The organism is Iodobacter sp. CM08 (assembly GCF_033446605.1).
Lineage (GTDB): Bacteria > Pseudomonadota > Gammaproteobacteria > Burkholderiales > Chitinibacteraceae > Iodobacter.
In genome coordinates, this window is the sequence record NZ_JAWQUO010000004.1 from 115,135 (window position 1) to 139,732 (window position 24,598).

General features: G+C 48.5%; 21 protein-coding genes, 3 tRNA genes and 1 riboswitch. Of the genes, 16 read left to right on the forward strand and 8 right to left on the reverse strand.

What is annotated here, in order from left to right:
* Nucleotides 1–128 precede the first annotated feature (128 nt).
* The 4 genes from R6242_RS03275 to R6242_RS03290 all read right to left on the reverse strand — a co-directional run bounded on the left by R6242_RS03275 (nucleotide 129) and on the right by R6242_RS03290 (nucleotide 1,690).
* A complete protein-coding gene (locus tag R6242_RS03275) occupies nucleotides 129–1,163 on the reverse strand; it encodes a TIGR03790 family protein (RefSeq protein WP_318423666.1) in 1,035 nt (344 codons plus the stop codon).
* Between the two features lie 140 nt (nucleotides 1,164–1,303).
* A tRNA-His gene (locus R6242_RS03280) sits at nucleotides 1,304–1,379 on the reverse strand.
* 82 nt (nucleotides 1,380–1,461) lie between these two features.
* Nucleotides 1,462–1,538, reverse strand: a tRNA-Arg gene (locus R6242_RS03285).
* Nucleotides 1,539–1,613: 75 nt separating this feature from the next.
* Nucleotides 1,614–1,690 (reverse strand) — tRNA-Pro (locus R6242_RS03290).
* A gap of 292 nt (nucleotides 1,691–1,982) precedes the next feature.
* Here R6242_RS03290 and folD point away from each other — a divergent pair.
* The 13 genes from folD to gltX all read left to right on the forward strand — a co-directional run bounded on the left by folD (nucleotide 1,983) and on the right by gltX (nucleotide 14,212).
* A complete protein-coding gene (gene folD, locus R6242_RS03295) occupies nucleotides 1,983–2,837 on the forward strand; it encodes a bifunctional methylenetetrahydrofolate dehydrogenase/methenyltetrahydrofolate cyclohydrolase FolD (protein WP_318423669.1) in 855 nt (284 codons plus the stop codon).
* A 57-nt stretch (nucleotides 2,838–2,894) separates the two neighbouring features.
* Nucleotides 2,895–3,914 carry a quinone-dependent dihydroorotate dehydrogenase gene (locus tag R6242_RS03300; protein ID WP_318423672.1) on the forward strand — a complete coding sequence of 340 codons (1,020 nt, stop codon included), beginning with the start codon at nucleotides 2,895–2,897 and terminating at the stop codon, nucleotides 3,912–3,914.
* A 330-nt stretch (nucleotides 3,915–4,244) separates the two neighbouring features.
* Entirely contained in the window at nucleotides 4,245–4,826 is a 582-nt protein-coding gene (gene rsxA, locus R6242_RS03305; RefSeq protein ID WP_318423675.1) for an electron transport complex subunit RsxA, read from the forward strand.
* 241 nt (nucleotides 4,827–5,067) lie between these two features.
* On the forward strand, nucleotides 5,068–5,625 hold the full coding sequence (gene rsxB / locus R6242_RS03310) for an electron transport complex subunit RsxB (RefSeq protein ID WP_318423678.1): 558 nt from the start codon (nucleotides 5,068–5,070) through the stop codon (nucleotides 5,623–5,625).
* Nucleotides 5,622–7,517 carry an electron transport complex subunit RsxC gene (rsxC, locus tag R6242_RS03315; protein WP_318423681.1) on the forward strand — a complete coding sequence of 632 codons (1,896 nt, stop codon included), beginning with the start codon at nucleotides 5,622–5,624 and terminating at the stop codon, nucleotides 7,515–7,517. The genes rsxB and rsxC overlap by 4 nt, the downstream gene beginning before the upstream one ends.
* Before the next feature lie 39 nt (nucleotides 7,518–7,556).
* Nucleotides 7,557–8,570: an RnfABCDGE type electron transport complex subunit D gene (locus R6242_RS03320; protein WP_318423684.1), complete on the forward strand. Its 1,014-nt coding sequence runs from the start codon at nucleotides 7,557–7,559 to the stop codon at nucleotides 8,568–8,570.
* A 209-nt stretch (nucleotides 8,571–8,779) separates the two neighbouring features.
* Nucleotides 8,780–9,409: an electron transport complex subunit RsxG gene (gene rsxG / locus R6242_RS03325; protein ID WP_318423687.1), complete on the forward strand. Its 630-nt coding sequence runs from the start codon at nucleotides 8,780–8,782 to the stop codon at nucleotides 9,407–9,409.
* Between the two features lie 257 nt (nucleotides 9,410–9,666).
* The gene (locus R6242_RS03330) at nucleotides 9,667–10,341 is read left to right on the forward strand and encodes an electron transport complex subunit E (protein ID WP_318423690.1); all 675 of its coding nucleotides are present in this window, start codon (nucleotides 9,667–9,669) and stop codon (nucleotides 10,339–10,341) included.
* The gene (locus R6242_RS03335; protein ID WP_318423693.1) at nucleotides 10,322–10,525 is read left to right on the forward strand and encodes a hypothetical protein; all 204 of its coding nucleotides are present in this window, start codon (nucleotides 10,322–10,324) and stop codon (nucleotides 10,523–10,525) included. Before R6242_RS03330 ends, R6242_RS03335 begins: the two co-directional genes overlap by 20 nt.
* Before the next feature lie 58 nt (nucleotides 10,526–10,583).
* The gene (locus tag R6242_RS03340; RefSeq protein ID WP_293937794.1) at nucleotides 10,584–10,835 is read left to right on the forward strand and encodes a DUF2164 domain-containing protein; all 252 of its coding nucleotides are present in this window, start codon (nucleotides 10,584–10,586) and stop codon (nucleotides 10,833–10,835) included.
* Entirely contained in the window at nucleotides 10,832–11,482 is a 651-nt protein-coding gene (gene nth / locus R6242_RS03345) for an endonuclease III (protein WP_293937792.1), read from the forward strand. The genes R6242_RS03340 and nth overlap by 4 nt, the downstream gene beginning before the upstream one ends.
* 246 nt (nucleotides 11,483–11,728) lie before the next feature.
* A riboswitch (FMN riboswitch) is annotated at nucleotides 11,729–11,889 on the forward strand.
* A 95-nt stretch (nucleotides 11,890–11,984) separates the two neighbouring features.
* Complete coding sequence (ribB, locus tag R6242_RS03350; RefSeq protein ID WP_293937790.1) at nucleotides 11,985–12,635, forward strand: 3,4-dihydroxy-2-butanone-4-phosphate synthase; 651 nt, start codon at nucleotides 11,985–11,987, stop codon at nucleotides 12,633–12,635.
* Between the two features lie 191 nt (nucleotides 12,636–12,826).
* Entirely contained in the window at nucleotides 12,827–14,212 is a 1,386-nt protein-coding gene (gene gltX, locus R6242_RS03355; protein WP_318423697.1) for a glutamate--tRNA ligase, read from the forward strand.
* Between the two features lie 54 nt (nucleotides 14,213–14,266).
* On the opposite strand, the gene R6242_RS03360 is transcribed toward gltX, so the two are convergent.
* Nucleotides 14,267–14,827, reverse strand: a complete 561-nt coding sequence (locus tag R6242_RS03360) for a DUF5610 domain-containing protein (protein WP_318423700.1) — start codon at nucleotides 14,825–14,827, stop codon at nucleotides 14,267–14,269.
* 184 nt (nucleotides 14,828–15,011) lie between these two features.
* Here R6242_RS03360 and R6242_RS03365 point away from each other — a divergent pair, with 184 nt between their 5' ends.
* Nucleotides 15,012–15,617: a YitT family protein gene (locus tag R6242_RS03365; RefSeq protein WP_318423703.1), complete on the forward strand. Its 606-nt coding sequence runs from the start codon at nucleotides 15,012–15,014 to the stop codon at nucleotides 15,615–15,617.
* Between the two features lie 112 nt (nucleotides 15,618–15,729).
* Here R6242_RS03365 and R6242_RS03370 read toward each other — a convergent pair whose 3' ends face one another.
* Entirely contained in the window at nucleotides 15,730–16,341 is a 612-nt protein-coding gene (locus R6242_RS03370; RefSeq protein ID WP_318423705.1) for a PEP-CTERM sorting domain-containing protein, read from the reverse strand.
* Between the two features lie 667 nt (nucleotides 16,342–17,008).
* Nucleotides 17,009–18,553 (reverse strand): beta-N-acetylhexosaminidase, encoded by a 1,545-nt coding sequence (gene nagZ, locus R6242_RS03375; protein ID WP_318423706.1) that lies wholly within the window; start codon nucleotides 18,551–18,553, stop codon nucleotides 17,009–17,011.
* A gap of 607 nt (nucleotides 18,554–19,160) precedes the next feature.
* Between nagZ and R6242_RS03380 the strand changes: the two genes are divergently transcribed.
* On the forward strand, nucleotides 19,161–22,055 hold the full coding sequence (locus R6242_RS03380) for a DUF4214 domain-containing protein (RefSeq protein WP_318423708.1): 2,895 nt from the start codon (nucleotides 19,161–19,163) through the stop codon (nucleotides 22,053–22,055).
* Between the two features lie 197 nt (nucleotides 22,056–22,252).
* A complete protein-coding gene (locus tag R6242_RS03385) occupies nucleotides 22,253–22,843 on the forward strand; it encodes a hypothetical protein (protein WP_318423711.1) in 591 nt (196 codons plus the stop codon).
* Between the two features lie 219 nt (nucleotides 22,844–23,062).
* On the opposite strand, the gene R6242_RS03390 is transcribed toward R6242_RS03385, so the two are convergent.
* Nucleotides 23,063–24,589: a class I SAM-dependent methyltransferase gene (locus R6242_RS03390; protein WP_318423714.1), complete on the reverse strand. Its 1,527-nt coding sequence runs from the start codon at nucleotides 24,587–24,589 to the stop codon at nucleotides 23,063–23,065.
* Nucleotides 24,590–24,598: the final 9 nt, after the last annotated feature.

The window sequence follows — 24,598 nt, forward strand, 5'->3', positions numbered from 1 at the left end:
ATCTTATATAGCCTCAAATAATCGCTGGCTGATTATAAGGCTTTTGAATTTATCGGGTAGCTAAGCTTTCACTGCACAAATGTTGACGATTTGGGTATCGCGCGAGTGGGGCCGTGCCCGCCCAGTCATTATTGCTTTCTTGGACTAAGACTGCGAAAAGGTGCGGCCAGCGGATCGCCAATAAATACCCCTTGCGCAGGCCACTCTACGCTTTTCCAGTAAGCCTCTACCGCCGTCGCCCCTGCCAAGTAGTGATAGAGCAGCACCACTGGATTTGGGAATTTTTGTGGATAAGAATAAGGCTCGCTTACTGTGCCATAGCTGGCGGTTGCACCGGCTTCTAGCCATTTTAAGCTGCTCATTTGGCTGCTATCGGTCAGCATGCCACCAAAAGAAGTTAAATGATCGGCCAGTGCGCCGGGCACAAAGCGCAGGGTTTCTAATTTATCCACTTTAGTGAGTCCCGTTTGATAAATCAGCACGTCTTTTTTATTGGTGATGGCATCGCTATTTAAGTTTTCAATCTTAATCGGCGGGCGGGCCACGGTTTGTGTTGGAGGAAAAAGCGGCGCTCGCACACTGCGCGTTTTATCGCTGGTGGTTAAATAGTAAGCGGTGCCTTCTGGAAAACTGCCCCAAGCTTCTGCGCCGCGATCAATTAATTTTTTAGCGTCAGCCAAATTTTGGGCGGCCAGCAGCATGCTGGGGCGAATTTTTAAATCCGTAAATGGCTGGGTACTGGCGTGATTAAAGTAAGCAGAAGCAGGTGTTGGCTTGCCGCCATCTTGGCAAAGCCCCTCTTTATAGCCGATGGTAAAAGCATAGGTAATACCAAGACAATTCACGCGGTAAGGCTTAGTCCAAGCAAGAGCTAAGGCCTGAATATGGGCGGGCAAAGCTGCATCTAGCTCTGCCTTTGCAACGGCTAACTCCCCTTCACTGATCCATGTTCGATCAATAGGCAGGCTAATTTCAAAAATTTGCTCAGGCTTTAGGCCATGTTTTTCGAGGTAATAACGCGCGATTTCGGCCGATTGTGGGTCATTGCGATTCACCACCACTGCCAATTGGCTAGCATTGAGCTGATAAAAAGGCTGCTTAGGTGCCGCAGCCCAGATCGATGTGGCAATAAAAAAAGAAATAAGGCCGAAAAGAAGCTTCACAGGCGTGCTCTTGATACGGGAATGAGCAGCATCGTAGGGGAAGTGCAGTGCTATTGCTAGATAAATACAGCAGGTATGAGGATATAAGAACGCCAGACAGCAAAAAGCCCAACCTTGCGGATGGGCTTTTGCTTTCAAACTGGGGTGGCTGATGGGGCTCGAACCCACGACAACAGGAATCACAATCCTGGACTCTACCAACTGAGCTACAGCCACCGTTGAAACTGTGCGTTTAAGACTTAATATACTACAAGTCTAAAACTGAAATCTTGGTTCGTTTTAAAGTCGATCACACACTTGGCGCACCCGACAGGAATCGAACCTGTAACCTACGGCTTAGAAGGCCGTTGCTCTATCCAGTTGAGCTACGGGCACACTGTACAACCGTACTATAAACTACTTATCTGGCTAAATAAGTTTTGAAACAACTTATCACATAAGGATAAGTTCTGGTCGGGGCGGTGGGATTCGAACTCACGACCCTCTGCTCCCAAAGCAGATGCGCTACCGGGCTGCGCTACGCCCCGAACAGAGGACGCAATATACTGTGCAGATTTTATTGCGTCAAGCTCCTTAGCGATCTTTTTTCTGGGGGTGGCAGCATAAGTTGGCAGGAAAACAACTTAATTCTTACGCTAGGTATTGTTTTTTAAGACGATTTTTGTTTTGAAAAATATTTAAAATATAGGATAAATTTTTTGAAATTTCTTGCTTAGTTCAAGATGGCTTACTTTGAAATATATGTAGGAAATGTTTGGGTTAGAGGCTTTTGCATGAGAAAATGCGTTTTTTGCGATAGAAACAGCAGGAGATTGACCCATGACAGCCCAAATTCTCGACGGAAAAATGATTTCGGCCGAAATTGTTAGTGATGTTCGTGCCAAAGTAGATGCCCGTGTTGCCAGTGGCCTGCGTGCTCCTGCACTTGCCGTGATTTTGGTTGGGGCAGACCCTGCTTCCCAAGTCTATGTAGGTAATAAAAAGCGCCAGTGTGCCAATGCGGGGATTCGCTCTATTGATATTGATTTGCCCGCGGATACTTCTGAAGCGGATTTACTGGCCTTAGTGGCTAAGTTTAACCAAGACGATGAGATCGACGGTATTTTGGTGCAATTGCCTTTACCAAAACATATTAATGCAGAGAAAGTCATCGAGCTGATCGATCCGGTAAAAGATGTGGATGGTTTTCATCCTTATAATATTGGCCGCCTCGCTTTAAAAATGCCTTTGCTGCGCCCGTGTACACCCCGTGGTGTGATGACTTTATTAGAGCGCACCGGCATTGATCTTGTTGGTAAAGACGCTGTCATCGTAGGCGCATCTAATATCGTAGGTCGCCCGCAGGCTTTAGAGCTTTTACTGGCACGCGCTACCGTTACCATCTGCCATAGCAAAACCAAAGACTTAGAAAGCAAAGTGCGTGGTGCAGATATTGTGGTGGCTGGCGTGGGTATCCCAAATTTTGTAAAGGGTGATTGGATTAAGGCTGGCGCGATTGTGATTGATGTGGGTATCAATCGATTAGAAAACGGTAAGCTCTGTGGTGATGTTGAATTTGATGTGGCAAAAGAAAAAGCCGCATGGATTACTCCGGTGCCAGGTGGGGTGGGCTTGATGACCGTGGCAACGCTGATGCAAAACACGTTTGATGCTTGCGTAAACCGCAAGGGTTAAGTCACTTTTTGGGTGGGTTTTACCCACCCGCCCATTCTTTGCTGGACGTATCCCTTCATGTCTTATCAGCTTGCTAAACCTTTTCTTTTTTTACTTGATGCCGAAAAAGCGCATGCGGCGGCATTTACTGGCTTGCATGCCTTGCACAGCTTAGGTTTTTTGCGCTCGTTTACGCCTACCGTTGTAGATTGCCCTGTCTCTGTGATGGGCTTGGATTTCCCTAATCCGGTGGGGCTTGCCGCTGGGCTGGATAAAAATGGCGATCATATCGATGCAATGGCCGAGCTTGGCTTTGGCTTTTTAGAGATTGGCACGATTACGCCACGCCCACAGCCTGGTAATCCTAAGCCAAGGCTGTTTCGTCTTGCCGAGGCCGAGGGCATTATCAACCGCATGGGTTTTAATAATGACGGTGTGGATAAGCTGATTGAAAATGTTAAAAACAGTAATTATCAAGGTGTTTTAGGCATCAATATCGGCAAAAATGCGGATACGCCGATTGAAAACGCCGTTGATGATTATCTGATCTGCTTAGATAAAGCCTACCAACACGCTAGCTACGTGACGGTAAATATCTCTAGCCCCAATACCAAGAACCTGCGCCAGTTGCAGGGGGCGGATGAATTAGGCCGTTTATTAAAGGCATTAAAGCAAAAGCAGACCGAGCTTGCGGATCGTCATGGCCGATACGTGCCACTTGCCCTCAAAATAGCGCCGGATTTAGACAGCAATCAAGTACAGGACATCGCCGAGCGCTTAGTCGCCAGCGGTATTGATGCGGTGATTGCCAGCAATACCACTTTATCGCGGGTGGGGGTTGAGCATTTAAAGCACGGCCAAGAGGCCGGTGGCTTATCCGGTGCGCCGGTGCGGGCAAAATCCACTAAGGTGATTCGTGATCTGGCCGAAGCGCTCGATGGCGCTTTGCCCATTATTGGTGTGGGCGGTATTTTTAAAGGCGAACACGCCGTAGAAAAAATCCGTGCCGGAGCAAGCTTGGTACAAGTTTATAGCGGCCTCATCTATGAAGGCCCGCAGATTGTCAGCGATTGCGCTGAAGCGATTGCTGCGATGTAAAAAAACCAAGATCTTGAGCCACGGAGGAAAAGGAGGACGCGGAGAGCCACGGAGAAAAGCATTCATATCTGATTCACAGCGTTACTTTGCATACTCATTAGCGTCATTCCCGCGAAGGCGGGAATCCAAGGGTAATGAGTCTGGATTCCTAATAAATCCATTCGGGACGACTTATTTTTCTTAGGGTTTTCTATCTATTTTGGTTTGCAAAGCAAAGCTGCTGATCAGGTACATATAATTATGTAGTTTGCGTTTTTCTCTGTGAAACGCCGTGTTCTCTGTGGTGTAAGGTTTGGGTTGGTGAGTATTGAATTGCTATTTGGATAAATAATGGATTTGCAACACTATTTACTGCTGCTTTTGGGCGCGGTGCTGGTTAATAATGCGGTGTTGGTGCGCATTTTGGGGCTGTGCCCGTTTATGGGCGTATCCAAAAAGCTGGAAGCATCGATCGGCATGGGGCTAGCCACGGCCTTTGTGCTGACGCTGGCCTCAGGCACTTCGTGGATGATTGATCAGATTCTGATCTTTTGGCAGCTAGAATACCTGCGCACGCTGGCCTTTATTGTGGTGATTGCCGCCATCGTGCAATTCACTGAAATGTTTATCCATAAAGCCAGCCCAGTGCTGTATCAGGCGCTGGGGATTTACCTGCCGCTCATTACCACCAACTGCGCCGTACTGGGTGTGCCACTGATTAGCTCGGCGCAAAAGTACAACTTTGTAGAATCACTACTATTTGGCTTTGGCTCTGCCGTGGGCTTTAGCCTCGTGCTCATCCTATTTGCCGCCATGCGCGAAAGGCTGGAAGGCGCGGATATCCCTGAGTTTTTTAAAGGCACGCCGATCGCGTTTATTACGGCAGGACTGATGAGCTTGGCATTTATGGGGTTCGCTGGCTTGGTGCGATAAAACCCAAGTCTTGAACCACGGAGAGCACGGAGGACACAGAGTTACACGGAGAAAACCAATACGATATCAATACCTGATGAAGGCATTACGTGGGTAATGGAGTCGTTTTTCAATCTATGTCTTCTTCGGGATATCCTTTGTTTATTATCACTTCATGCATTCCTAGGTTTTCTCCGTGTTCTCTGTGTCCTCCGTGGTTCAAGATTTGGGTTTGTGATCTGTAATCATTTTTAGGAAAGCTATGTCTTTTTTACTGGCCATTCTGTTAATGGCTGTTCTTGCTTTGGCGCTGGGTGCGGTGCTGGGCTTTGCTGCGATTAAATTTAAGGTGGATGAAGATCCACTGGTGGATAAAATCGACGCAATCCTGCCGCAAACCCAGTGTGGCCAGTGTGGTTTTCCTGGCTGTAAGCCCTATGCCACGGCGATTGCCAATGAAGAGGCCGATATCAATTGCTGCCCGCCAGGTGGCGAGGATGGTATCCGTAAGCTGGCTGAGCTGCTGGGTAAAGAATTTAAACCGCTAAATGCCGACAATGGTGTTGAAAAACCCAAAGCAGTGGCGCTGATTGATGAAGCCGTTTGTATCGGCTGTACGCTGTGTATTCAGGCCTGCCCAGTGGATGCCATTGTGGGCGCGGCCAAGCATTTACATACCGTGATTGCGGCTGAATGCACCGGCTGTGAGCTCTGTGTTGCGCCCTGTCCAGTGGATTGTATTGATATTGTGCCGGTGGGAACCACGGTGAATAACTGGCGCTGGCGCTATCCTGTTATCCCCATCCGAGTTAAATCATGACCCAAACCCAGAAAGTGATAAAGGTCGTGAATTTTCATGGCGGCGTTCATCCGCCCGAGCATAAAATTGAGTCCAACCGTTCGCCAATCCGGCCAGCCGCGCTACCGCCATTTTTAATTTTGCCCTTGCAGCAAAGCATTGGTAACCCTGCCAAGCCCATAGTGGTGGTGGGCGAGCGGGTATTAAAAGGCCAGCAACTGGCTGCTGCCGATGGCATGATTTCGGCCGCCATCCATGCGCCTACTTCGGGCGAGATTATTGCGATTGGCGAGCAGCAAGTGCCACATCCCTCTGGCCTAGCTGACCTGTGTATTACGCTAAAAGCCGATGGCCTAGACGAATGGATTAGCAAAACGCCATTTGATTGGAGAAACGCTGCGCCCAAGGTGGTGCGCGATTATCTACGCGATATGGGCGTGGTAGGGCTGGGCGGCGCAGTGTTTCCATCGCACCTAAAGCTCAATGCCAGCTCGATTGATACGCTGGTGATTAATGGTGCGGAGTGCGAGCCTTATATCACTTGTGATGATCGCATCATGCGTGAGCGCGCCAGCGAAATGATCGCTGGCATTTTGATGGTGCAGCAGCTGTTAAATGCCAAGCAAATCAAAATTGGCATTGAAGACAATAAGCCAGAAGCCGCAGCGGCACTACGCTTAGCCATTGCCGCCAATCAAAGCCACGCGGTGGCCGCAATTGAGGTGGTGCTGGTGCCAACGCTTTACCCTTCGGGCGGGGCAAAACAGCTTATCAAGTTATTGTGCGATATCGAAGTGCCAGCCGGGGTGCGCTCCACCGATCTAGGCGTGCAGTGCTTTAATGTGGCCACCATTCATAGTATTTATTGCGCGCTGGCGCATGGCGAGCCAGTGATTCGGCGCGTGGTCACCATTACCGGCAATGTAGAGCGGCCAGGTAATGTGGAGGCGCTGATCGGTACGCCGCTTAAATATCTATTAAAAGAAGCGGGGGATAAGGGCAGCAGCGGCTATATCTATGGCGGCCCGATGATGGGCTTTGAGCTGCCATCCCTAGAAGTAGGCTTGAGCAAGGCGGGTAACTGTGTGATCGCCAAATCGCCGGTCGATTTTCCCGAAAAACCGCGCGAAATGCCCTGTATCCGTTGCAGCAAATGCGCCGAAGCTTGCCCAGCAGAATTGCAGCCCATGGATTTATTCTGGTTTGCCAAAAGCAAAAACTTTGGCAAGGCGCAAGAGCGGCAGTTATTTGATTGCATTGAGTGCGGTGCTTGCGCCTACGTTTGCCCTAGCAATATTCGCCTGGTGGATTACTACCGCTTTGCCAAGTCTGAAATCTGGGCGGCAGAAAAATCTAAACAGGCCGCCGACCTTGCGCGTGAGCGCTTTGAATTTAGAGAATTTCGTGCTGAGCGTGAAAAACAAGAAAAAGCCGAGCGCTTAGCTGCCAAAGCAGCCCAAAAACTGGCGCAGGCTGTGGCGTCTGATGATCCTGAAGATGTAATTCGCGCGGCTAAGATCAAGGCTGCCATGGCTAGAACTGCGCCTGATGCTGAATCTGTTGCCAGCGCGGATGCCGCACCAGATTCAGCTTTAGATGCCACTGCGCAATTAGCGGCAGAGAAAAAAGCCAAAATTGCTGCCGCCATGGCCAGAGCCGCGGCTAAAAAAGCCGAGGCCGAAGCCGCTGTGCCGGTAGCGCGTAGTGACGTGCCCGCGATGGCTCCCGCACAAAATCTACCCGTCAGCAGTTTGGATAAAACCGACCGCACCAAAGAAATTCTAGATAAGCGGCGCGAAGAAAGAGTAAGAATCGCCGCCATGAGCGTTGAGGAGCGCAGCGCATGGGAAGCGGAGAAACAAGCTCAGATTGAACAAGCCAAAGCCGCCGCAGCATTAAGAAAACAATCGTAGGGGCACGGCATGCCGTGCCCGCATTCAATCAGGATAGCAATGAATACTTCGCCGTTTTTTATAAAACCCACGCCGCTGCAAGTGGTGATGCTCAAGGTGGCTGCGGCCTTGGTGCCAGGCATTGCCGCAATGACCTGGGCTTTTGGCGTGGGTGTGTTGGTGCAGATTACTCTGGCGCTGCTGACGGCGCTGCTGGCAGAGGCGGCTTGCCTAAAGCTGCGTCACTACCCAATCAAGCCGTTTATTTTAGATGGTTCGGCTGCGGTAACCGCCTTGCTGCTGGCCTTGTCTATGCCGCCGCTAGCGCCGTGGTGGGTGGTGGTGCTGGCTAGCTTGATTGCCATTTGCTTAGCCAAGCATTTATACGGCGGACTGGGGCAAAACCCCTTTAACCCAGCGATGGTTGGCTTTGCGGTGATGATTGTGTCTTTTCCAGCGCAAATGTCGCGCTGGGCTGCGCCTTTGGCGCTGGATATGCCGCATCTGGATAGCATTACTCAAGTGATCACGATTTTTAGCGGAGCAGTGCCAGCGGCTTTTGATGCCATGGCTTCGGCCACGCCGCTAGATACCATTAAAACTGGCTTAAAGGCGCATCAGGCCTTGGCTGATGTGATGGGCGCACCGCTATTTGGCAATCTGGCTGGCGTGGGTAGTGAATGGGCTGCAGCTGGGTTCTTGCTGGGTGGCATATATTTATTGCGAGAAAAGCTCATCCCTTGGCAAATTCCTGTGGGATTCTTGGGGGCGTTGATGTTCACCGCCAGCGTGTTTTATGGCCTAGACCCAGCTAACTACAGCCCGCCTTGGTTTCACCTATTTAGTGGCGCGGCCATTTTGGGAGCGTTTTTTATTGTTTCCGACCCCGTAACCGCACCAACCACGCCGCGCGGCAGGCTGATCTTTGCGGCTTTGGCGGGGCTGCTGACGTATATGATTCGCGTGTTTGGTGCTTACCCAGATGGCGTGGCGTTTGCCGTGCTGATCATGAATATCGCCACACCTTTTATCGATCAGTACACGCAACCGCCGGTGTTTGGGCGTAAGAAATAAGTTGGCTTGGGATCATTGCTAATTCTTGGACCACAGAGAACACCGAGGAGCACAGAGTTCCACAGAGGATGCCAGATAATTGATGGAGATTTTCTCTGTTTGCTCTGTGCTCTCATTTATCTCTGTGGTTCAAGATTTGGCTCGCTATTTGATTAAGCTGACGCTATTTGTTAACTGGTTTAGGTTTTAATAAATTTTCGGGGTGATGAATGAAAACCATGTTTGCCAATGGTGTGCGTGGCGCGGCTACTTTATTTTTGTTTGCGGTGGTGTTTACGGCGCTGATGGCGGGCACTTACCAGCTCACGCGCAGAAAAGTTATCAACAACGAAGAAAAAGCCAAAGTGGCGCTGATCGCCCAAGTTTTACCTGCCAAGAGTTTTGATAATAATCTGCTGAAAGATGCAAAACTGTTATCTGTGGTGGATGGCAAAGCCTTAGGTAACGATGGCGATAGCTATGTTTATCTGGCTAAAAAAGCCGGCAGAACAGAGGCCGCTGTATTTGAAGCCATGGCCCCTGATGGTTATGCAGGCAAAATTAAACTGCTGGTTGGCGTGGCAAATGATGGGCAGGTGCTGGGTGTGCGGGTAGTGGCACACAAAGAAACGCCAGGGCTGGGGGATTATATCGATGCGGCTAAATCGACATGGATAGAGCAATTCAAGGGGCGCGAGCTGACCCCACAAAATGCAGATTTTTGGAAAGTAAAAAAAGACGGCGGCGGTTTTGATTATATGGCTGGCGCCACCATCAGCCCGCGCGCGGTGACTGGGGCAGTAAAACGGGTATTGGAGTACGTGGCCAAGCAGCCGCAGTTATGGGCTACGGTGAATTAAAAGAAATCGTAGGGTGGGCACCCGTGCCCACGTGTAGTGAAATGAATCAGCGAGTTATATCTTAAACCACAGAGACCCACAGAGTTTCACAGAGAAAATAAAGTACTGTTTTGAGCCTTTCTCTGTGTTCTTTGTGCTCTCGTTCTCCTCTGTGGTTTAAGGTTTAGCAACGTTTTTATATTACTGATGTTTCATATAACTTTGTTTGGCGCAGATATGAATTACACCCGCTCTATGGGTAAGTTATGGAGTAACACATGAGCAAACAAATTATTAGTAACAGCATCTGGAAGCAAAATGCTGGGCTGGTGCAGGTTTTGGGCATGTGCCCCGTGTTGGTGGTATCGAGCAATATTGTGAATGGTGTATCGCTAGGGCTAGCTACTAGCCTAGTGATGCTAGTGTCGGGAGCGGCCATTGCGGCGATTCGCCAGTTTGTGCCCAATGAATTGCGCAGCCCCATTTTTATCCTGATAATTGCCGCCTTGGTCACTGTGGTGGATTTATTGTTTAACGCCTACGCACATGGTTTGTATGTGGTGCTGGGCATTTTTATTCCGCTGATTACCACTAACTGCATCGTATTGGCGCGGGCAGAAGCGTTTGCCAGCAAGAATAGCGTTTGGGATTCGGCGCTAGATGGCTTCTTTATGGGTATTGGCCTGACCTTAGTGTTGGCGGTGCTTGGCGGGATGCGTGAGCTGGTGGGCAAGGGTACTTTGCTCTCAGGTATTGATCTGGTGTTTGGCCCTGCGGCGCAAGCGTGGACAATTCATATTATTCCTGCCGACATGCATTATCAGTTTCTACTCGCCATCTTGCCGCCTGGCGCATTTATTGGCCTTGGCCTACTGATTGCGGTGAAAACCGCTATGGATAAGCGTCTTCAAGCCAAGGCAGGATTACTGGCCAATGTTGTGGCGATTCATTGAGCTTCTGGCTTATTTTTTATTGGCGGCCATGATCTGGTGGCTGCTCAATCTTGGCTTTTGGGGCCGGTTCGCGGTGTTGGTTTTGGGAATCGGCATGCTGGCTGTTGGCATCTATTACTACATTCAGCTCATGCGTGAGCCATGGGATGAATGGGATGCGATAAACCGTGATCAAGATAAATAGGCAAGTTAAGCTAAAAATCTTTGCAGGTTAATCATATATTTTGGATGGACTCATACAAATGGCATTAAAAATAAGCAAAGAAGCCGAAGCCTTATTGGTCAAATCTATTAAGCACTATTTTGATAAAAATATGGATGAGCCCATTGGCAATATGCAGGCTGGAATGCTGCTCGATTTCTTTATGCAAGAGATCGCCCCCAGCGTTTACAACCAAGCCATTGCCGACGCTCAAGCGTATATGCAAGAAAAAGCTCTTGATATGCCGGGGAGCTGCTTTGAGCCGGAAATGAGTTTTTGGAATAAAAAATGAATAAAGAAACTCGGCGGATTTTTTACCAGCGTCTTGCAGATCTTGATCCCAACCCAACGACTGAGCTTAACTACAGCAGCCCCTTTGAGCTGCTGACGGCGGTATTACTCTCCGCCCAAGCTACGGATGTGGGGGTGAATAAGGCGACTAAGCGCTTATTCCCAGTGGCTAATACGCCCGAAACCATTCTGGCTTTAGGCGTAGAAGGGCTGGAATCCTATATTGCGACGATAGGCCTTTATCACAGCAAGGCTAAGCACTTGCTGGAAACCTGTCGCATGCTGATAGAGCTGCACGGCAGTGAAGTGCCAAGAGATAGAGCATCGCTAGAAGCGCTGCCAGGTGTGGGCAGAAAAACCGCTAATGTGGTGATGAATACCGCGTTTGGGATTCCGACCATTGCAGTGGATACGCATATCTTCCGCGTATCTAATCGCACCGGTTTAGCACCCGGCAAGGATGTCAAAGTTGTCGAAGAAAAGCTGTTAAAAAACACGCCTGCCGAGTTTAAACTCAACGCTCACCATTGGTTGATTCTGCATGGCCGCTATGTGTGTAAAGCCCGTAAGCCCGAATGCTGGAGCTGCGTAGTGAATGATGTTTGCGATTACAAACCCAAGCAAATCACTCCACCACCGGGGCGCTAGGCACTTGTTTTTTAGTGTCTTCGGCAGCTTGGTTTTGGAGTTTGTAGGGTGTGAAACCCGCGAGCAATGCCGAATAAACACGCGGGTTTCACCCGCCCTGCGATATTTATAATGAGATTGAGCAAGAAGCATAGTCAGGAAAAGCTTTCAACATTACCTAGGTTTTTTGTAAGTGTTTTCCCGTTTGGGCTGGACATGCTGCACTGCAAGGATCGACAATAGGGCTTGGATTAATCATCCAAAGTCGTACGTCTTCAGGGCGGGGTGCAACTCCCCACCGGCGGTAAGTAGATTGTTTTCTCAAACAACAATCAACAAGCCCGCGAGCGCTTCCCTAAGTGGGAGGGTCAGCAGATCTGGTTTAATTCCAGAGCCGACGGTGATAGTCCGGATGAAAGAAGATGCGCGGTAATCTGCCTGCCATAGGCTTATGGCGGCTAGCTTGCTGCTGTCCCACTCCCTGAACCGTTTTTCGCCCCTTTTATTGCGAGAGCGTTTCTTTATGTTGATCGAAGCTGTTTCAAATCCTATCCAAAGTACTTTTCCAATCCGCTTTAAACAGGCTTTGGCTGATATGCGCCAAGGGCGGCCCGTTTTATTGATGGATGATTTCGACCGCGAAAACGAGGCCGATTTAATCGTCGCTGCCGAAAAAATCACCGACCGTTCTATGGCGCAAATGATCCGTGATGGCAGCGGCATTGTGTGCCTGTGCCTGCCGGATGAAACCCTCAGGCATTTGCAATTGCCGCCTATGGTGACAGATAACCAAAGCCGCTTTAGCACGGCGTTTACCGTGTCGATTGAGGCGCGGCACGGGGTTAGCACTGGCGTATCGGCGGCCGATCGGGTGACCACCATTAAGGCGGCGATTGCCCAAGGCGCTCAGCCGGAAGATCTTGCCAGCCCTGGCCATGTTTTCCCGCTACGTGCTACAGCCGGTGGTGTATTGGCGCGGCGCGGCCATACCGAAGGCTCGGTTGATCTAGCGGTATTAGCAGGTTTGCAAGCTGCTGCGGTGCTCTGCGAGCTGATGAATCCAGATGGCACGATGGCGCGCGGTGACGATATCACCCGTTATGCCGCCGAGCATGGCTTGCAAGTGCTGAGTATTGCTGAGTTGGTTGAATATCGCTTGCAGCAGGCTAAGTAAGGTTATCAATCCATAAGGAGCGAGCGCCCTTGCATGCTTTGCTAAGGGCGCTTGCTGCTTGTGGGCCAAAAATCGTGGCTTATGCGTGATTTTTGCGGCTTTTGTGTGGCCAGTCTGATGAGCTTGGTAGGCGGCTTTGCGCCTAGCGGCTACAATATCCCCTTCCTCGCTCTATTCTCTTGGTAGCTGTCATGACTGTACGTACTCGTTTTGCCCCTAGTCCTACGGGCTTGTTACATATTGGTGGTGTGCGCACCGCGCTGTTTTCTTGGGCGCACGCACGCAAAAATGGCGGCGCTTTTGTGCTACGGATTGAAGACACCGATTTAGAACGCTCGACACCAGAATCCGTTAAAGCGATTCTGGATGGCATGCACTGGGTAGGCATTGATTACGATGAAGGCCCGTTTTACCAAATGCAGCGCATGGATCGCTACAGAGAAGCGGTGCAGCAGCTCTTAGCCAGCGGTCACGCTTATCACTGCTATATGTCTAAAGAAGAGCTCGATGCCATGCGCAGCGAGCAAGAAGCGCTGGGCTTAAAAGCCAAGTACGATCGCCGCTGGAGACCTGAGACAGGCAAAACCTTGCCAACACCGCCAGCCGGTGTGCAGCCGGTATTGCGTTTTAAAACGCCGTTAGATGGCGTGGTGGCTTGGGATGATTTAGTGAAGGGCCGGATTGAAATCGGCAATATTGAGCTAGACGATTTGATTATCGCCCGTACCGACGGCACCCCAACGTATAACTTCTGCGTGGTGGTGGATGATTGGGATATGGGCATTACCCAAGTAATTCGCGGTGACGATCATGTCAACAACACTCCGCGTCAGATTCATATTTTTAATGCGCTGGGCGCGCCGCTGCCGCAATTTGCTCACCTGCCCATGATTCATAACGATCAAGGTCAAAAATTATCGAAGCGCCGCGACGCGGTGAGTGTGGTCGATTACGATAGCGCGGGTTATTTACCCGAAGCACTGCTTAATTACCTAGCGCGTTTGGGCTGGGGCCACGGTGACGATGAGCTGTTTACCATGGCGCAGTTTGTAGAATGGTTTGATCTAAAAGATGTATCCGCCAGCCCCAGCCGCTTTGATAAAGAAAAACTACTGTGGCTGAATGCTCAGCATATTAAGGCCGCGGATACCGCTCGCCTTGCTGACTTGGCTAAGCGTTTCTTGGATGAAAAGGGTATTGATCTGACGGCTGGCCCTGCTTTAGTAGCTGTAGTGGCGCTCTTAAAAGAGCGAGTGCAAACCATTGTAGAGCTGGCCACAGAAGCAACTTACTTTTACCAGCCGCTCACCCCTTCGGATGAGATTATTGCTAAGCATTTAGGCGCAGATGATTTGGCCCGCCTTGCCGCATTTGCTGCTGAAATTGCAGGTTTAGAAGTGTGGGACACGGCCAGTATTTCGGTCTTTATTAAAGAGTTTTGCAAATCGCAAGGCGTGAAAATGGGCCAAGTAGGCATGCCACTGCGTGCCAAAGTGTGCGGTACAACGCATACCCCTTCGGTAGATGCAGTCTTGGCATTATTAGGTAAGGCTGAAGTGTTGAGGCGTTTGGCTTAGATTATTAGACGGGCACGGCATGCCGTGCCCCTACGATTCTCCTTGAGGGGGCAATTAACTCGCTGCTTGCTCTGGCTTTTTGGTTTTGCTTGCTAAGAAATCATCCAAACCTTTTTGTACTAATTCATAGGTTTTGTCTACATTGCTGGCAATGGTTCCGTCTAGCACTTGTAAGCTCTTGAGAATGTCTTTGGCTTGTTTAAAGCCTTCTTCTACGCCGCCACGAATCACCTTGGTAAATTCTGCAGCAATTTTATCGGGATCTTGCCCAGGTCTTTGCTTAGCAAATGCCTCATAAAACCCAGTAGAAAGTGCAATAATTCGCCCAGCGGTACCCTCGGGAGAGTTATCTTGGTTCGTGGCATTTTTAATTGCGTCGTCGCCAAATTCTGGCTTCAGCACGTCATTAATCTTATCAATTGCGTTGCGAAACAGCAGTTGCATTGGTTTATCACCGCTGCTAATCGATACCTGTAAAGAAGCTTGCAAGATCTGCTGATTGGTTTGAGCGCGAATGCTGGCCTCGGTGGGGGCGGGCTTTTTTTCTACATCTTTGTTGTCTTTTATAACGGTGGCATTGCTTACGGTATTTGTTTGAGAAACAGAGTTAATCACGATAAAACTCCCTATTAAGTTCTGCATTACGGATAAGCCAGTTTATCGGCATTAATAGTGGATAACTTCAGCATTAGTCCGGCATGACTGATCAACGGCGAAAGCTCTTTGCGACTTACTTCCGTTTACCCACATAGCATTCATCGCTATGCTGCGCGCCTGCTTTCATTTCTATCGGTTTTGTATGTCTCAGCCTCAGCATTCCCACACTATTCTTGAAGATCTGCAAGGACTACTTACTGGCGTTTTACTGATGGCGCTGGCGATTCAGTTTTTTAAGCAGGCAGGCTTACTTACCGGCGGAGCTACAGGTTTAGCATTTCTGCTGCACTATATTGCGCATTGGCCGTACGGTACAGTGCTGTTTTTTATTAATTTACCGATTTATATATTCTCTTATCGCATGTTAGGTAAGGAATTTACGCTTAAAACTTTTGCTTGCGTAGGAGTCTTAGCGCTGCTTTGTGGATGGCTGCCAAATTTAATTAATTTGGGTGATATTAATCCCGTGTTCGCTGGATTAATGGGGGGCTTATTGGCAGGGGTGGGTATTTTAATGCTGATTCGGCATAAAGCCAGCTTAGGTGGCGTTACGGTATTGGCGCTATATTTGCAAAAACGCTTTGGCTGGCGCACTGGTTATGTGCAATTGGTGTTTGATCTAGTTATTTTATGCGTCGGCTTTGGCGTGGTTAATTATAAACAGTTATTTATTTCTGTTTTAGGCGCATTGGCCTTGAATTTAGCGATTGCTATTAATCATCGGCCAGATCGCTATATTGGTATGTGAGTTATGTTATTAAAAAATAAAAAAAGGCCGTAAATGGCCTTTTTTTATTGATGCTAGATAAGCGCTATGCATATGGGGTTTTTTTCCTATGTGTTAGAAAAAACGTTAAAAATTATACATATGCTGCTTTACGGCGGTGGGCAAATACTGCAATTAAGCCTAAACCCATTAAGGCATAGGTTTCTGGCTCAGGCACGGGGGCTGTAACCATGCCTGTGCCTTGAATACCCATTAAGTCAAATCCTGGTGATGCACCTGCACTGCCATGGCTTTTAACCATTACTTGGCTAATTGCGCTAGTTAAAGTCAGAAACGATGATTGTGGGCCTAGTCCTACTCCGCCACCTTCCGTTACTGTGCCGATAAGGCTCCACGCTGCGGCGCTATTTAAGCGGCCAAATACACTGGCTACTTCATTTGCGCCATTGGCCACACTGAAAATGCCAATAGTGCCTGTGGCTTGTTGACCATTAAACCCGTAGGTGGCCATGTAGTCTTGAGGTAAGGAAACCCATTCGCCAGTGACAGGTGCGCCAGTGGCAATGGTTGGGTTTACAGATACCGGATATGCGCTATTAAAGCCACCTTGAGCGCTGGCGCTTTTATCTACACCTGCACCATCAGTAAAGCTAATAAACTGATCAACATAAGCACTCGTTGCATAAGCGGCACTGCTAAATAAAGCGAAAATAGCAACGGCAGCAGTTTTTTTGAAGGTACTCATGATCGTTTCCAATTTAAGTTTAAATCGATCTGTTTTTGCAGATGGCTTAATGTGTGGGTTCAATTTTTTACTGATGATGAACAGAGGTTTTTCATGGGTACTCAGTGAATAAAACTCTTCTGTTGCTCGTTGTTTGATTGCCTTGGTTGCCTTTGTACCGAGAACGCGATGTCATTTCAATAAGCGATTCCTTATGGTTTTTTTATCTGGTATTAGCGATATATAAATAAAAAATTGGCATGTGCTATCGCAGCTCCTCTTGATATACATACAATCAATGAGTACAAGGGATGCTGTGTTGATATTGAGCGTGATGCGGCTCTGCGCATGGATTTTTTGGGTTTTATTGTGTGAAGTGAAAGAATTTTGATTTTTTATTGCAAGAATTACTGGTATCGGTCAAAAATACTGATGCGTGAATGGGGTCACACATAAATTATTGGATAATGCACTGTTGCTTGGCGTTACACCGCTGCACGAGCATCAAGGTTTGGCTCTACCACAAGCATTCAAAAGCCTTATGTCGCCCAAAATATAGGGGCGCTACTTGCGGGCCCCTAGTTCATATTGGGAGCAGCAAGCAGCGCCCCTAAGAAGTGCTGTATTGCAAAGCTCAGCATTTGTATCAAAATGCTGGGCCTCTATAGATGAATACGGATGTACGAGATTATTTTTCCGCTAATTTTTCCGCAATAGCCTGCAAAGCAGCAGGGCGATTGGCGCAGCAGCTTAACCGGCCAGCCGCGTGAGGGGCCAAATCTAAGTCATAAGGCAGCCGCCCAGCGATTAGCCAAAGCTTGTCTTGTGGCAGGGCAGTTATCAAGGCCTGCTGCTCTGGGTTAAGCGTTGCATTATAAGAAACAAAAATAATTTGCTGGGCAAGGGCTGCTTGCGTGAGGGCGGCATCTAGCTCAGCTGCACTGGGCCTTAGCCCAATCCAGTGCTCGCTCACGGTAAAGCCTAGCTCGCTTAAAGGCTGCGCTAGTGAGTTACGCGCTTCTGGCGTTTTGCCTAGCGCCACTTCATCGATTTCTGTATGCGCACGCACTTCAGCGCTGATTAAAAGCACCGGCTTATTTTTATCCAATGGTTGAGCGCTGCCAGTAATGGCGGCTTGGTGTACGCGTTGCGATAGCGCCATGCTGCTGGCCGCTTGTAAAGACGGCACTAAACTTGCCCAGTTTTGCATCTGATATTGCTGTTTTAAAGCCAAAATACGCAGAACCGATGCATCAATCTGGGCGATATTAATTTCGCCAGCCTCCACTGCAGCTTGCACGGCGGCCAAGGCGGCGGTTTGTGTGCTTGGCGTGTGCGAAATCAGCACAATATCTGCCCCAGCCAGAACGGCTTGCACCGCCCCCGCCACCGTGCCCACGCCTTTGGCAATCGCATCCATTTCTAGGCAATCGGTAATCACCACGCCTTTAAAGCCCAATTCATTTCTTAATAAGCCACTGAGCACCGCGTGGGAAAGCGTGGCAGGGATAGATAAATCTGGCTCAATGGCCGGGAAAGCCACATGTGCCGTCATTAAGGCATCTAGCCCCGCATTAAATGCCGCACAAAATGGCGCTAGCTCTACTGCATCTAAACGCGCTCTATCGTGTGCCACCACCGGCATACCGACATGTGAATCCACCGCCGTATCGCCATGGCCAGGAAAATGTTTGCCGGTGGCGGCCATGCCCGCCGCTTGCATACCGCTTAATGCGGCAAGGCCAAATTGGTAAACTTCGCCAGCGGTTTCGCCATAGGCGCGCACGCCAATCACGGGGTTTTGCGGATTATTATTAATATCTAATACTGGCGCAAAATTAATATTAATGCCTAGCGATTTAAGCTCCGCATTGCCGATTTGGGTGAGCGCCGTGCAATCGGCCACGTTGGCGGTGTTTTTAAAGGCCATTGCCGATGGTAGCGGGGTGACGCCATCTTCAATCCGCATCACCATCCCGCCTTCCTGATCAATACCTATTAATAGTGGCACAGAGTTAAAACGCGCATTGATTTGCTGCAAATGTAAATTTAAAGCCGCTACTTGCTCCACATCAGCCACATTGCGCCTAAATAAAATAAGCCCGCCAATCTGCTGCTGCGTAAGCATCGTTTCAATATGCGCATTGGGCACAAAGCCATCAAAGCCCACCATAAACATTTGCGCCACTTTTTGGCTAAGGGTGAGCGACTGTAATAAATCTGCAGCGTGCATGGTATGGCTCCAATAGGGGGCGAGTAAAAGCTTTGCAAAAGCAAGCGGCTAAATTGATGAGTAATTTACTTATTGTAAAACGCCAAGCAGCTTAAGGCCTATGTGGCTTTGTGATTTGACAAGCTGGGCAAAGCTATTTCTTTGCAGAGATTTTAAGGGGCGCTTGTGTAAGCAGGGCTAGCCTCATCCATTACACCAATTGATATTGGCGTGTAAAAAAATGTGACGTCAATATCAAGAAAGAATTTTTATTTTTATCTTACAAAAAATTGTGAATGTAAATATTGTAAATACCTATTCGTCATAATTTTTGTAAGTAAAATAAGTGCCGAAAATTGCTATTTTATGGCTTGCTCAAGTTGATAACTGAATGGCATTAAATATTTAATTTATTTATTCAACAAAAACAAATGCTTATGTTTTTTTAAATTAATAAAGATCACCGTTTACCCCTTACAGCAAGCCTAAATGACGTTTTGTGCTTGCAGTCACATTTTTAAAAATAGCGAAGGAGAACAATGCATTTGTCGGAAGCGCAATCCATTATGGAAAAGCTCTGGCACAAAGCTGGATGGTGGCTTACATAAACTTTTAGGAGTTCGTAAAAATGGCAACAGCAGCAGCACTCGCATTCGTGCAAAAACTCTATGTCGCTTACTATCAACGTCCAGCCGACTATGCTGGGCAGCAATATTGGGCAGAAAAATTCGATAAGGACGGCGGTGCTTCGGCGATTGCCTCCGCTTTTGCTACTTCAACAGAATCCGTAGCCTTATATGGCTCGCAGTCATTAGGTGCTCAAATTAACGCGGTGTATCAAGCCGCATTTGGCCGTGCGGCAGAAACGGCTGGCTTGCAGTTTTATCTGAACGAAATCAGTGCTGGCCGCCTAACCGTGGGCACGATGGCAGTGTCCGTTTTAAATGGTGCAGCAGGTACAGATTTAACAACGCTCACATCCAAATTGGCTGTAGCAGCTGCTTACTCTACCGCTGTATCGGATGCTTCTGGCATCTTGAAATATGTTGGTGATGCATCTGCAGTTGCTGCACGTGCTTTCTTAGCAACCGTGACAACAGCGAATCAAGCTACATCAACAACTGCAGTAACGGCTCAGGTAACTGCTTTAGTGGCACCAAGCACCATAACGACCTTTACTTTGACAGAAGGCATTGACACCTTTGTGGGGGGAGCAGGCGGTGATAGTTTCGTATCTACCAAGGTCGGTGGTTTTGGCCCACTTGATTCACTCGATGGTGGTGCTGGTACAGATACCTTAAGCGTTTCAGATACTGCTGCAATTTCCACTTCCACCAGCCAAGTTGTTAAAAATATTGAAACAGTCAGCTTGGTATCCAGCCTTGGCGTAACTGCAGATGTGTCAGGCTGGACTGGACTGACAAAACTGACTGTGCAGGGCGTGGGCAATATGACCGTGACCGGCGCTACGACTACTATGGCTATTTTGTCGAACTCGGGTGCAAATACCACAACGGTTGTGGGTACAGGTGGTGATTTAGCGATTACTGCGGGTACAGGTGCAGTGACTGTAGGCGGTACTAGTGTTGCAAATAACCTGACTTCGGTTAGTGTGACCAATGGTGCCGCAGTTGCGATCACAGACCGTAGTGGTACAGCCGCAGCTACGGGTAGCACAATGAAAACAGTATCGGTTACGGGTGCAACAGGCGCTTCAACCATTACTGGTGATGGTGTTACCACTCTGAACTTATCTTCGCTTACGGCAGCAACTACAGTTAATAATGTGACCTTAACTGCAGCAGCGGCAACACGTAATTTAACTCTGAATTTAAATGGGCTTGATACGGCCAATGATGGTGCTGCTACAGCTGGCACAACAGTAATTACTGATGCAGAGGCTACATCGTTAACGATCAATGCAATGACTTCAAAATCATTTGACGTGACTGCGACTACAGCTAAAGTAACATCGGTTGCGGTGAAAGCGGATGTTGATTTGCACATGGATGCTCTGGGTAGTGCAGTAGCCACTAAGCTTGATGTTTCGGGAGCAGGTAAATTCACGGCTGATACGCTCACGCTGACTACCGCTGGTGTGATTACAAGTACTAGTACAGGTGGTGTGTTATTGACGACCGCATTAGGTACAGGTCAGCAGTTTGTGGGGACTGCATCTTCAGGTGCAGATTCGATCAGTCTTGGTGCTTCTACTCTCGCTCAAACAACGGGGGGAGGTAATGACACCGTTACCGCTACTCAATTTGGTACTGGCGGTAGCGTTGATGCAGGTGCGGGTACTGATTATTTGATTATGGCTTCAGCAGACATTGTTGCTAATACAGTAACAACTGCTACCAAAGCTGCTTCATTTACTAACTTTGAAACCTTAGTTGCTTCAGATGCAATTGCAGCCAGCATTGATGTGACTAAGCTTGTTGGTGTTACCGCCGTGACCGCGATTGCTGGTGTTAATACAAGCACGCTCACTTTGAATACAGCTAATACAGTGGGGCTTGGTGCTGATTCCGCGGGTGCCATCGGCTTTACGGTAGGTGGTACATCGGCCACTGATACGCTTACTTTAAATATGAATGGTTGGAACTCTGCGGGTGCAGCAACATTCACAGGTGTTGAAACACTGAATATCAACACAGGTAGCAATACGGCATTAGCTTTTAGTGCAACTGCTCCTACGATTGCACCTGTGTCCGCAACTGCTGCTGTATTTGCTACAACATTAACCATGACTCCTTCCGCGGGCGCTGCAGGTGGTGTGATTAATGTAAGTGGTACAAGTGATATGACCTTCACAGGTGTTGTGACGGCCGCCAAAATTGATGCCTCGGCCTTGACTGGTATTCTGACCGTGACTGCCGCAGCAGCCAATGCCATCACTATTACTGGTGGTAGTAAAGCTGATGTGATCAATGGTTCTGCCGCTGCAGATTTACTCACCGGTGGAGAAGGTGCTGACGTGATTACCGGTGCTGCCGGTAATGATTCGATTGTATTAACAGAAACCACAGCTGCAATTGATAAGGTTGTGTTCTCAGGAGGAGCAACAAATGCTGCAACTCTGACTGCCAATGGCATGGATACGATTACGGGCTTTGGTGCTACAGACACAATCAATGTGGCAGGTTTGGGTAATCAGGCAATGGCGGCACTGACAGGGACTTTATCTGCGGCGGCAGCGCAGTCTGTTATTGCTGATGGTTCTACATACATTATCAATACTGCAGCGACAGCTGCAGCGCTAACAACTGGGGGCACGGCAACAGTTACAGATTTCACAAATATGACTCAAGTGGCAGCATTCTTGAGTGAGCGCTTCTCTCATACAACAACTACTGCAGACATTGAAGCGGTCTTTGTATGGAATGTGGGTACGACAACATATATTTATAATGTTGATACGCTGAATACGGCAAATACCACCATTGATGCAGCTGAAGTGTCTTTAGTTGGAACAATTACTCAGGGCGCTGCACTGGCTACTGCAAATATTGTTTTTGCTTAAAAACACAAGGCAGTAAGCTGTGTGGTTTTGTAGTGTGTCAATAAGCTCGAACGTGCGACGTTTACGTCGCTCAGCGAGAGTGCATTGCACCATATTTAAGCCACGACGCAAATCAACCCCGCATCTGTTCAGGATGCGGGGTTTTTGTTTTTGTGGCGCTGCGTGGCTTATAAAGAAGCTCTTCTAGGAGAGGCAAGATGGCGATCGTGATTACTACTGAGCATTTGGCAGCCATTGCTGGCAAGCAAACCAAGCTGATGCCTAGTTTAATGGAGTGGATAAATCGTCTTTGCCCGCAGTATCAAATTGATAGCCCGCAGGAATATGCACATTTTTTGGCGCAAGCTTGCCACGAGAGTGATGGCTTTAAAACCTTACAAGAATATGCCTCGGGCCAAGCTTATGAAGGCCGTGTGGATTTGGGCAATAGCCAAGTGGGGGATGGTGTTCGGTTTAAGGGGCGGGGCATCTTTCAAACCACCGGGCGGGCCAATTATTTGCAATTAGGCATTAAAAAAGGCCGCCGCGATTTATTTATTCATCACCCAGATTATTTAGAACAAGCCGAATACGCGGTATGGAGCGCTTGCGAGTATTGGAATAGCCATCATTTAAACGATGCAGCAAATCATGCGGATAATGAGGTATTAAAAAAGAAGCATCACGGCGAGGTGATTGGCGTTGCACCGATTGAATTTATTAGCATCACGATTAATGGCGGCAAAAACGGCATGGAGCAGCGGAAAAGCTTTTACATCAAGGCAAGAGCGGTATTGGGCGTTTTGTAGGGCGGGTGCAACCCAATTCTATCAACTTAAGGGAAATTTGCTGATCGTTAAATCTTAAGCGATCAATTTAGATCTATCTATTGCAAGCATTGAAACATCGTAGGGCGGGTGCAACCCGCGTTTTTTTCAGCATTACTCGCGGGTTGCACCCGCCCTACGAATGACATATTGCTTAAGTTGATAGGATTGGGATTGCGCCCGCCATACGATATCTCGTCTTTAAACGATTCCCAATGCTTTTAAGATATTGATTTTTTTATCGCAAAAATGCTGTGCTTGTTGGCTTAGCTCGGCGATATTGTCTTCGGTTTTTTCCATAATTACGCCGTCTTTTAATAGCTTTTGCCCCTGTGCGGCTAAGATTTGCCATGCAAATTGGGCCATTTCTGTGGGGTGTTTTTTGCCTTGGTTTCTGGCTAATAAAAATAGCTGTTGAAAGCGGCCTACGGCTACTCCTCCGCCTGATACTGGGCTGGCAAGGTAGCTAATATCGCTGCTGCCACGGGCTTGATTGCATAGATAGCTATTGAGTTTTTCGCAGGCTTTTTTGGCTTTGGCGATCTGTGCGTCGTCTTGCACCAGGGCGGCGTTGCTGCTGCCAATCAGTACGATGGCCGCTTGTAGAATTTGTGCAAGGCTGAGTTGAGTAGCTTGCTCTAGCTGGCCTAGGCTGATGATTTGGTGATCGCTCATGGCATCTAAAACGGGGGCGTAAATATGGTCTTGCATGGTGGCTTCGCCTAAGCTGCCATTTACTTTTAGCGATATATCATGGCGCGGTTGGATCAGCAGGATACGTAGCTGGCGTAATTGTTCGGCTTGGGCCAGATCGCTGAGTTTACGCGGGCCACGTACCCAGTAATCGCGGCGAAATTGCTGGTTTACGATAAAATCGCGGGTGGTTTCTTTAAAGCCTGCGTCGGGGATATCATTTAAAAATTGCTGCTGTTCGCTGCTTAAATTAATGGCATCAATATGGTCTAAATAATGGGCAGAGCAGGCGTAGCTTAGTTTGGTGGATTCTAGCCATTTGGTCATGGTGGCAAAGTGCATGGGTAGCCAATCACGATTAAAGTATTCGTGGGCTAGGTAATGGCGGTTTTGTTCTTTTACTTTTTTAATCCGCTCGCCAATTTGGGTATTCACACGGGCATAGAGGGGCTGGGTGGCTAATAGCTTTTCGGTAAAGTCTAATGCGCCATTAATTCGGCTGACAATGCCATTGCCCTCTGCGCCAATAATCTCGGCGTGTTCGGTCATTAAATGGCGCATGGGGGCAAAGCTGGCCCAGCCGGGCTGGGTGTTATAGCTGATATATAAAACACCCCCTACTTTTAATTTTCGGCGAATAAACTCTACAATTACGGCTCGATTTTCATCCGATATCCAGCTCCAAATGCCGTGCAGGCCAATGTAATCAAATTCTGGCAAATCACTGCGGGCGGCAAAATCGGCAAAAGATTCATCAAATAATTTGGCCCCCGTACCCGATATGCTGGCTAATTCTTGGGCAAAGCCAGCTTGGCTAGGATTGAAATCGGTGCCATGCCATTGGGTAACGTTGGCAGCGGCATGTAAATTAGCACTCATCCCTTGGCCAAAGCCTAGCTCACATGCATTTGCCATTTCTGGGCAGGCCAAGCCTGTATGCAGAAATGCAAGCTTAACCCGTAGCGGGTTGAGCTCGGCGTAATAGCCGAAGGTATAGGCAATATCTGCTACATAGCCGGACGTCCAATCGCTCATAGTCATGCT

Bases quoted from the DNA above. Each gene is read 5' to 3' on its own strand.
- folD (WP_318423669.1), top strand. From the start codon at position 1,983: ATGACAGCCCAAATTCTCGACGGAAAAATGATTTCGGCCGAAATTGTT.
- R6242_RS03300 (WP_318423672.1), top strand. From the start codon at position 2,895: ATGTCTTATCAGCTTGCTAAACCTTTTCTTTTTTTACTTGATGCCGAA.
- rsxA (WP_318423675.1), top strand. From the start codon at position 4,245: ATGGATTTGCAACACTATTTACTGCTGCTTTTGGGCGCGGTGCTGGTT.
- rsxB (WP_318423678.1), top strand. From the start codon at position 5,068: ATGTCTTTTTTACTGGCCATTCTGTTAATGGCTGTTCTTGCTTTGGCG.
- rsxC (WP_318423681.1), top strand. From the start codon at position 5,622: ATGACCCAAACCCAGAAAGTGATAAAGGTCGTGAATTTTCATGGCGGC.
- R6242_RS03320 (WP_318423684.1), top strand. From the start codon at position 7,557: ATGAATACTTCGCCGTTTTTTATAAAACCCACGCCGCTGCAAGTGGTG.
- rsxG (WP_318423687.1), top strand. From the start codon at position 8,780: ATGAAAACCATGTTTGCCAATGGTGTGCGTGGCGCGGCTACTTTATTT.
- R6242_RS03330 (WP_318423690.1), top strand. From the start codon at position 9,667: ATGAGCAAACAAATTATTAGTAACAGCATCTGGAAGCAAAATGCTGGG.
- R6242_RS03335 (WP_318423693.1), top strand. From the start codon at position 10,322: ATGTTGTGGCGATTCATTGAGCTTCTGGCTTATTTTTTATTGGCGGCC.
- R6242_RS03340 (WP_293937794.1), top strand. From the start codon at position 10,584: ATGGCATTAAAAATAAGCAAAGAAGCCGAAGCCTTATTGGTCAAATCT.
- nth (WP_293937792.1), top strand. From the start codon at position 10,832: ATGAATAAAGAAACTCGGCGGATTTTTTACCAGCGTCTTGCAGATCTT.
- ribB (WP_293937790.1), top strand. From the start codon at position 11,985: ATGTTGATCGAAGCTGTTTCAAATCCTATCCAAAGTACTTTTCCAATC.
- gltX (WP_318423697.1), top strand. From the start codon at position 12,827: ATGACTGTACGTACTCGTTTTGCCCCTAGTCCTACGGGCTTGTTACAT.
- R6242_RS03365 (WP_318423703.1), top strand. From the start codon at position 15,012: ATGTCTCAGCCTCAGCATTCCCACACTATTCTTGAAGATCTGCAAGGA.
- R6242_RS03370 (WP_318423705.1), bottom strand. From the start codon at position 16,341: ATGAGTACCTTCAAAAAAACTGCTGCCGTTGCTATTTTCGCTTTATTT.
- nagZ (WP_318423706.1), bottom strand. From the start codon at position 18,553: ATGCACGCTGCAGATTTATTACAGTCGCTCACCCTTAGCCAAAAAGTG.
- R6242_RS03380 (WP_318423708.1), top strand. From the start codon at position 19,161: ATGGCAACAGCAGCAGCACTCGCATTCGTGCAAAAACTCTATGTCGCT.
- R6242_RS03385 (WP_318423711.1), top strand. From the start codon at position 22,253: ATGGCGATCGTGATTACTACTGAGCATTTGGCAGCCATTGCTGGCAAG.
- R6242_RS03390 (WP_318423714.1), bottom strand. From the start codon at position 24,589: ATGAGCGATTGGACGTCCGGCTATGTAGCAGATATTGCCTATACCTTC.